Below are 7,483 nucleotides of genomic sequence, written 5' to 3' on the forward strand. Positions count from 1 at the left end.
GCCCCCGGCGATGGCCGATCTCGTCGCGCATCCCGCCTATCTGTGGCAGGGCGAGGTGGTCGCCGCGCTACGCGACTTCGCGCCGCTTCCGATTGAACGGCTGGTCGGCATCGATCCGCAAAAGGCCGCGATGCTGGCCAATTTCGATCGGCTGGCGGCGGGGCATGCCGCGCATGACGTGCTGCTGTGGGGCGCGCGCGGCACCGGCAAGTCGGCACTGGTGGCCAGCGCGGTCGCGGCGGTTCAGGCGGCGGGCGCGACGCTGGCGCTGGTCGAGGTGCCCGCCGAACGGATCGACGGGCTGGCGCGGCTGTTCGACACGCTGGCGGGCGTCGACCGGCGCTTCGCGGTCTTCATCGACGATCTCGGCTTCGACCGGTCGGGCGACGCGCGCGCGCTGCGTTCGCTGCTCGAGGGCGGAGCCCAGGCGCGGCCGGCCAACGTCCGGCTGGTCGTCACCGCCAATCGCCGCCATCTCGTCCCCCGCGACCTTTCCGAACAGGACAGCGCGATCAACCCGCGCGACACGATCGACGACGCGCTGGCGCTCGCCGACCGCTTCGGGCTCAGCCTGGGCTTCCACGCGATCGACCAGGACGGCTATCTGGCGATCGTCGCACGCGGCGCTGAGCAGCACGGCCTGCCCTTCGACGCCGCCGATGCCCTGCAATGGGCGACGCGGCGCGGCAGCCGCTCGGGCCGGGTCGCCGGGCAATATCTGGTCGAGCTGGCAGGGCGTATGGGCGTGCAGATTTAGGGCTGCATCCCGCTCCGACTCGATCGACCCGTTTGCTTCGAGCGAAGTCGAGAAGCGTGTTCGGGTGCTCCAGACGTTTCTCGACTTCGCTCGAAACGAACGGGTCGAAGGGTCATTGAACTTGTCCGATCAGCCCAGCGCCTCGACCTGCTCGGCCAGTTCGAGCCAGCGCAGCTCGGCCGCGTCCTTCTCGGCCCGTGCGGCGGCGATCGCCTCGCTCAGCGCCTGAAAGCGCTTGGGATCGCGTGCATAGAGCGCCGGGTCGGCGAGTGCAGCTTCATCGGCAGCGATACGCTGGTCGAGCTTTTCAATCTGCTGGGGCAGCAGTTCATAGTCGCGCTGGTCCTTGTAGCTGAGCTTGGCGCGTTTGGGCGCGGCGGGGGCAGGCGCGGGGCGCTCGGAAGGCGCGGCGGACTTGCGCGTCGCCGTCGGGCGTTGGCGCCGCTTCGCCTGCCAGTCGGCATAGCCCCCAACCACCACATCGACCTCGCCGCTGCCGTCGAGCCCCGCAGTCAGCGTCACCGTGCGGTCGAGAAAGTCGCGGTCGTGGCTGACGATCAGCACGGTGCCGTCGTAATCCGCGATCACTTCCTGCAACAGGTCGAGCGTTTCCAGGTCGAGGTCGTTGGTCGGTTCGTCAAGCACCAGCAGGTTGCTGGGCCGCGCGAATTCGCGCGCCATCAGCAACCGCGACCGCTCGCCGCCCGACAGCGTGCCGACCTTCGCATCGATCAGCTCGGGCGCGAACAGGAACTCCTTGAGATAGCCGTGGACATGCTTGCGCGTGCCGAGCACGTCGATCCACTCGCCGCCGTCCGCCAGCACGTCGCGCACCGTCCTGTCGGGGGTCATGCGGCTGCGCTGCTGGTCGATGATGATCGGCTCCAGCGTCCTCGCCAGCTTCACCTCGCCCTGGTCGGGCTCGATCTCGCCGGTCAGCAGCTTGAGCAAGGTCGACTTGCCCGCGCCGTTGCGCCCGACGATGCCGATGCGGTCGCCGCGCGTGATGCGCAGGTTGAGGTCGCGGATGATGGTGCGGTCGCCATAGGTCTTGCTGGCGCCCTTGGCGTCGATCACCACGCGCGTCTTGCTGTCGTTGGCGGCGGTCGCCAGCGCGGCCGTGCCCTGCGGGCCGGTCATCGCCGCGCGTTCGGCGCGCATTTCCATCAGCTGGGTCAGCCGGCCCTGGTTGCGCCGCCGCCGCCCGGTGACGCCGCGGTGCAGCCAGTGTTCCTCGATCTTCAGACGTGCGTCGAGCCGCTCGGCGGCGCGCCGTTCCTCCGCCTCGACCTGGTCGGTCCACGCCTCGAACCCGCCAAAGCCGATTTCGGCGCGGCGCATCGTGCCGCGATCCAGCCACAGCGTCTGACGGGTCAGCCGGGTCAGGAAGGCGCGGTCGTGGCTGATGACGATGAAGGCACCGCGAAAGCGGGTCAGCCATTCCTCCAGCCACTCGATCGCCGCGATGTCGAGATGGTTGGTCGGTTCGTCGAGCAGTAGCACATCGGGGTCCTGCGCCAGCGCCCGCGCGATCGCGGCGCGGCGGCGCTCGCCCCCGCTGGCGGTGGCGCATGCGCGCGACAGGTCGATGTCGAGCTGGTCGGCGATCGCCTCGGCTTCATGGCGCTGCGGCGCGTCGTCGCCCGACAGCACGAAATCCATCAGCGTCGCGAACCCGTCGAGGCGCGGCTCCTGTTCCAGGATGATGACGCGCGTGCCCGGCACGATGGTGCGGCGCCCCTCGTCCGCGTCGATCCGTCCGGCGATCAGCTTGAGCAGCGTGGTCTTGCCCGCCCCGTTGCGTCCGATCAGCGCCAGCCGGTCGCGCGCGCCGACATGCACGTCGAGGTGGCGGAACAGCCACCCGCTGCCCTGGACGAGGCCAAGGTCTTCGTAGCTCAGGATCGGTGCTGCCATGGCGCGGGCGGTTACGTTGCGCCGCGCCCGGGCGCAAGCCGATGATGGCGCATCCTATTCACAGGCTGTTCAACGCGCGGGACCTATGGCAACCGCGTGATGATGTTCCGACGTTCCCTGATCGCGCTGTCGCTGCTGGGCCTTGTGCCCGGCGCAGTCGGCGTGGCCGACGCCCAGGCCTGGCGCAAGCGCGACGACCAGCAGGCCGCGCACGAAGGGCGCCGCAGCGGCAACCTGCTGCCGCTGCGCGAGATCGAGCGCCGGGTCGTGCCGACGATGCGCGGCGCGCAATATCTGGGCTTCGACTTCGATTCGGCCAGCGCCATTTACACGCTGAAGTTCCTGCGCGATGGACATGTGATCTGGATCGACGTCGACGGCCGCTCCGGCCGGATCGTCGGCCGTTCCGGGGAATAGCCGGCGGGCCAACCGCCGCCAGTCAGAAAGAAGGACCGTTCCATGCGCGTGCTGATCGTCGAGGACGAACCCAATCTGGGCAACCAGCTCCGCCAGACGCTTGAAGGCGCGGGCTATGCCGTCGACCTGGCGACCGATGGCGAGGAAGGGCATTTTCTCGGCTCGACCGAAACCTATGACGCGGTGATCCTCGACCTGGGCCTGCCCGAAATCGACGGGCTGACCGTGCTCGACCGCTGGCGGCGCGAGGGGCGGGTGATGCCCGTGCTGGTGCTGACCGCGCGCGACAGCTGGTCGGACAAGGTCGCCGGGCTGGACGCGGGCGCGGACGATTACGTCGCCAAGCCCTTCCAGACCGAGGAGCTGATCGCCCGGCTGCGCGCGCTCATCCGCCGCGCCTCGGGCAATGCGTCGGCGGAGCTGATCGCCGGCGATATCCGGCTCGACACCCGCTCGGGCAAGGTGACCAAGGCGGGCGAGCCGGTGAAGCTGACCGCGCAGGAATACAAGCTGCTCAGCTACCTGCTGCATCACAAGGGCAAGGTGGTCAGCCGCACCGAGCTGATCGAGCATATCTATGACCAGGATTTCGATCGCGATTCGAATACGATCGAGGTTTTCGTGACGCGCATCCGCAAGAAACTGGGCGCGGACGTCATCACCACGATCCGCGGTCTCGGCTACAGCCTGGAAGAACCCGCTGGCGCGGACGCCGGGTAACGGAGGCCGCATGGCTGCGCTCACCCCGAACGTCCGGCGCGGAAACCGCGTCTGAGGTCCTGATGACCCAACCCCCATCGTCACCCCGGCCGTGCGCCGGGGTCTCGCTGCCCGATCCGGCGCAAGAACAAGCGGGACCCCGGTGCCGGGCCGGGGCAACGGTTGTGTTCGGTCGAGCGCCTGAAAGGGCGGAGGAACCCGGTCTGGTCAGACCCGACGACAGCCTATGACCGCAACCCCGCTCGAGCCGCCCCCGCGCAGCTATGTGCGCATCACCGGATCGCTGTCGCGCCGGATGATCGCGATCGCGAGCGCGTGGATCCTGCTGCTGCTCGCGGGCGGCGGCTTCGCGCTCGACCGCGTGCTGACCCAGGCGATCACGCGCAATTTCGACGAACAGCTCGAATATGTGCTGAACGCGATGATCGCGTCGGCGGAAATCGACACCGCGGGCGAAGTCGTGCTGAACCGCGAACCCGCCGACCAGCGGTTCCTTGAGCCTGATTCAGGGGCCTATTGGCAGATCAGCGCGCCCGGCGTCGACGTCTTCCCCTCGCGCTCGCTGTGGGACCGCACGCTGCCGACCGGCGAGCCGCATCGCGACATGGCGGTGCACGTCTACGACAGCGCCGCCTTTCGCGACAATGAGCTGCGCATCGTCGAGCGCGACGTGCGGTTGCCGCGATCGCCCCGGCTGTGGCGGTTCCAGGTCGCGCAGAGCCGCGAGGTGCTCGATTCCCAGATCGGCGCGCTGCGCGAAACCCTGGTCCAGAGCTTCCTGCTGCTCGGCCTGGGACTGATCGGCATGGCCGCGCTGCAGACCTGGTACGGGCTGCTGCCGCTCGGCAAGGTGCGGCGCGAACTTGCCCGGCTGCGCACCGGCCAGGCCGGCCGGGTCGAGGGCGCGATGCCGGCCGAGGTCGCACCGATGGTCGAGGAACTGAACGCGCTCATCGAGCATAACGACCGCCAGGCGGAGGAGGCCCGCCGCCATGCCGGCAATCTCGCCCACGCGCTCAAGACCCCGCTCACCGTCATCATGAATGCCGCCGCCGCCGGGTCGAACGATCTCGACGCAACCGTGATCCGCGAAGCGCGCACGATGCGCCGCCAGGTCGACCATCACCTGGCGCGCGCCCGCGCGGTCGGCCGGCGCGGTTCGGCGCACAGCCGCGCGGCGGTCTGGGCTTCGGTCGAAGCGGTCGAGCGCGCGGTCGCCCGGCTCTATCCCAATGTCCGCATCGACGTGGACGGCGACAAGACGCTGATCGCGCGGATCGAGCGTCAGGACCTCGACGAGATGCTCGGCAACCTGGTCGAAAACGCCGCCAAATATGGCGGCGGCAGCGTGTTCGTGACCGCGCGCGCTGCGATGGGCTTTGCCGAACTGCTGGTCGAGGATGACGGCGGCGGGATCCCGGAGGGCGACCGCCAGCGCATCTTCGACCGCGGCGTGCGCCTCGATTCGGGCAAGCCCGGCACCGGCCTCGGCCTCGCCATCGTCCGCGATGTCGCCGAAATCTACGAGGGCACGGTGACGCTGGAGGAAAGCGAGGATCTGGGCGGGCTGCTGGTGCGGCTCAGGCTGCCGCTGGCGGGGTGAGGTCCGGGAGCCACGTTTCTCGACTTCGCTCGAAACGAGCGGAACGGCGAAGCGGGCATCCCGGGCCTCGCCGTTCGTTTCGAGCGAAGTCGAGAAACGTATCCGCTCAGAACCCCAGTGCCAGCCGTGCGGCCACCCCCAGATCGTCGGGCAGCGCGGCGAAATTGCCCGGATCGCGGCGCCAGAACAGGTTGAGGTCGGCGTTGGCGGGGCCGAACGGTCGGCTGTAGCGCCACTCGGCGTCGATCTCGCGGCCGGTGGGGGCGAGGTTGAGACGCTGGAGGCGATAGCCGCCCGCGCGGCCCGCCGCATAATCCCATTCCCCCGCCAGGCTGAGGTCGAGCCCGCCGTGCGTCACCCGCAGCGGCTGGGCGATGCGCAGCCCGAACGAATCGCGCGCGTCGAACAGCCCTGCCTTGCCGATGTCGAACGCATAGCCGGCGGTGCGCAGGCTGCCGCCGCCGTTGATCGCGCCGCCCGCGCCGATCCGGGTCCAGCCCTGGCGCATCGTGCCGCCCAGCGACCAGCCGTCGCCGGCTTCGTAGCGCAGCGTCAGGTCGGCGAAGTGGCTGACCGCGCCCGGCGCGCCCAGCGCGTCGGCAAAGCGCGCGCCGAGAACGGTCGCGCGCTCGTCGAGCCGGGTATAGCTCAGCTGCGCATCCAGCGCGCCGAAGCGGCGGTCGACGCCCAGCACCAGCCGGTTGAACGGCAGTCGCCGCCACCCCGTGCGCCCGTCGCGCGTCTCGGTATCGGCAAATTCGCGGGTCAGGACATCGCCCGTGTCCACCGCGCCGGTGATGCCCCACGCGCCGAAGCGATGTCGTACCGCGCCCGCCGCCAGTACGTCGAGGTCGAAGCCGCTGCCGCCGGCCGGGTCGCGTGCGACCAGGAACGCCGGCTCACGGCGTCCGGCCAGCCGGGCGGCGAGCGTGTCGCTGCCTTCGGACGCGGCAATCGCGAAGCTGGCGCGCGATCCCAGCGCACCGGTGACGCTGGCGGCCAGCGCACGGGCGCGGAACGCGTCGCGCTGGTGGAGGAACAGCTGCTCGACCTGTGTCGTCGTGCGCCCCGGCGCGATCGTCATCGCGATCGCCGCGCTGCCGATCCCGGCGCTCAGGTTGCGCCGGTCTAACCGCAGCGCCTGGGTCAGCTGCCGCGCCGGTCCGGCGCGCGCGATGGTCTGGGCCAGATCAATCGCGAAGGCGCGGTTGAAACCGTCCAGGATGACCGCACCGACCCCGGCGGGGGTCGCCGCGTCGCCCATTGCCGGAGACAGCACGCCGTTGCGCGCGGTCGAGATCGCCGTCTGGCTGCCCGCGAGCGACGTCGTCCCGACCGGCTGGAAGGCGCGACGCAGGTCGAGAATGCCGCGGCCATAGGTCGCATCGACGCCGCTTGCGCCGGCATCGCGCGCCGATCGATAGAGCAGGTCGACGATCTGTGCGCCGCTCAGCGTCGGAAACGCCTGGGCGAGCAGCGCAACCGCGCCGGCGATCTGCGGCGCGGAAAAGGACGTGCCCGACCACAGGCAGACCGACGTGTTTTCGCACGGCGCGCGCACCTGTTCGCCGACGGCGGCCAGGTAGAAATTGGCGCTGCTGCCCGCCCGGTTGCTGAAGCGCGAGATCACGTCGGTGGTGCCGACCGATCCCGCGATGATCACCAGTCCCCGGCCGACCGCAGGATCGTTGGCGGGCGACGTGAACGGGTCGGGATTGGCGCCTTCGGGCTGGTCGCCGTCATTGCCCGCGCTGATCACGATGACGATGCCGGCGGCGGTCGCACGGTTGATCGCCTGCACCGTCGCGTTGCTGGGGGGCGACCCGCCGAGCGAGATGTTGATGACCCGCGCGCCCGCGTTGCGCGCCACGTCGATCGCGGATCCAATCGCGGTGCCGCTGTGGCTGCAGCCGCTTTCGTCGACATCGGGGTCGCTGGTCGCGCAGCTGCCCGGCGTATCGGTGCGGAGGGCAATGATCGTCGCGTCGAACGCGATGCCGTGGGTGCCGACGTCGTTGCGGCGGCCGGCCGCATCAGTACCGCATCGACCAGCACCGCCGGCAACGGAT

6 protein-coding genes are annotated in these 7,483 nt (G+C 70.0%); 4 read left to right on the forward strand and 2 right to left on the reverse strand.

What is annotated here, in order from left to right; genetic code table 11:
* Positions 1–757: DUF815 domain-containing protein (locus AX709_RS16790; RefSeq protein WP_066551097.1), on the forward strand; the 757-nt coding region annotated here is incomplete at its 5' end.
* A gap of 129 nt (positions 758–886) precedes the next feature.
* Here AX709_RS16790 and AX709_RS16795 read toward each other — a convergent pair.
* Positions 887–2,674: an ABC-F family ATP-binding cassette domain-containing protein gene (locus AX709_RS16795; protein ID WP_066551093.1), complete on the reverse strand. Its 1,788-nt coding sequence runs from the start codon at positions 2,672–2,674 to the stop codon at positions 887–889.
* A gap of 102 nt (positions 2,675–2,776) precedes the next feature.
* On the opposite strand from AX709_RS16795, the gene AX709_RS16800 reads away from it, so the two are divergent.
* The 3 genes from AX709_RS16800 (at position 2,777) to AX709_RS16810 (ending at position 5,414) form a co-directional block, all read left to right on the forward strand.
* Positions 2,777–3,091: a hypothetical protein gene (locus tag AX709_RS16800; RefSeq protein WP_066477119.1), complete on the forward strand. Its 315-nt coding sequence runs from the start codon at positions 2,777–2,779 to the stop codon at positions 3,089–3,091.
* 42 nt (positions 3,092–3,133) lie between these two features.
* Entirely contained in the window at positions 3,134–3,811 is a 678-nt protein-coding gene (locus AX709_RS16805) for a response regulator transcription factor (protein ID WP_066477094.1), read from the forward strand.
* A gap of 295 nt (positions 3,812–4,106) precedes the next feature.
* Positions 4,107–5,414, forward strand: coding sequence for a sensor histidine kinase (locus AX709_RS16810; protein ID WP_066477121.1), 1,308 nt, complete (start codon positions 4,107–4,109; stop codon positions 5,412–5,414).
* Positions 5,415–5,520: 106 nt separating this feature from the next.
* On the opposite strand, the gene AX709_RS16815 is transcribed toward AX709_RS16810, so the two are convergent.
* A partial coding sequence (locus AX709_RS16815) for a S8 family peptidase (RefSeq protein WP_066551095.1) occupies positions 5,521–7,483 on the reverse strand: 1,963 nt, incomplete at its 5' end.

The sequence above is a fragment of the Sphingomonas sp. CCH15-F11 genome, from assembly GCF_001557005.1.
GTDB lineage: Bacteria > Pseudomonadota > Alphaproteobacteria > Sphingomonadales > Sphingomonadaceae > Sphingomonas.

What these genes read in the sequence shown, in the direction of transcription:
- AX709_RS16795 (WP_066551093.1), bottom strand. Translation starts at nt 2,674, where the DNA reads ATGGCAGCACCGATCCTGAGCTACGAAGACCTTGGCCTCGTCCAGGGC.
- AX709_RS16800 (WP_066477119.1), top strand. Translation starts at nt 2,777, where the DNA reads ATGTTCCGACGTTCCCTGATCGCGCTGTCGCTGCTGGGCCTTGTGCCC.
- AX709_RS16810 (WP_066477121.1), top strand. Translation starts at nt 4,107, where the DNA reads ATGATCGCGATCGCGAGCGCGTGGATCCTGCTGCTGCTCGCGGGCGGC.
- AX709_RS16805 (WP_066477094.1), top strand. Translation starts at nt 3,134, where the DNA reads ATGCGCGTGCTGATCGTCGAGGACGAACCCAATCTGGGCAACCAGCTC.